At 70.6% G+C, this 323-nt stretch carries 1 protein-coding gene; it reads left to right on the top strand.

Features of this window, described 5'->3' with window-relative positions; genetic code table 11:
- Positions 1 to 323, top strand: a 323-nt coding sequence (locus DIE08_RS35355; protein WP_148096112.1) for a hypothetical protein, incomplete at both ends; no start/stop codon positions are given.

Genomic DNA, 323 nt, shown 5'->3' with positions numbered 1-323 from the left:
GCCACCGTGCGCCCGGACGGCCACCGTGTCAGCTGGCTCACCTACGGCAGCGGCCACCTGCTGGCGCTGCAGCTCGATGAGCGGGAACTCGTCAGCTACGAGCGCGACGACCTGCACCGCGAGGTCGCCAGAACACAAGGCAACCGCCTGCTGCAAACGCAGCAGTGGGACGCCATGGGGCGGCTCAGCGAGCAGGTGCTGGCGCGCGACACGCCTGCGCCCACACACACCGCAGGCGGTAACCGTCTGCTGGTGCGTCGCTACCGCTACGACGCCAGCGGCCAGCTCACCGACATCAACGACACGCGGCGCGGGCAGCTCGC

This window comes from Burkholderia sp. Bp9004 (genome assembly GCF_003858025.1).
Classification (GTDB): Bacteria; Pseudomonadota; Gammaproteobacteria; order Burkholderiales; family Burkholderiaceae; genus Burkholderia; species Burkholderia diffusa.
Note: the sequence above shows the minus strand (reverse complement) of the source record. Positions and strands in the feature narration are given on the sequence as shown.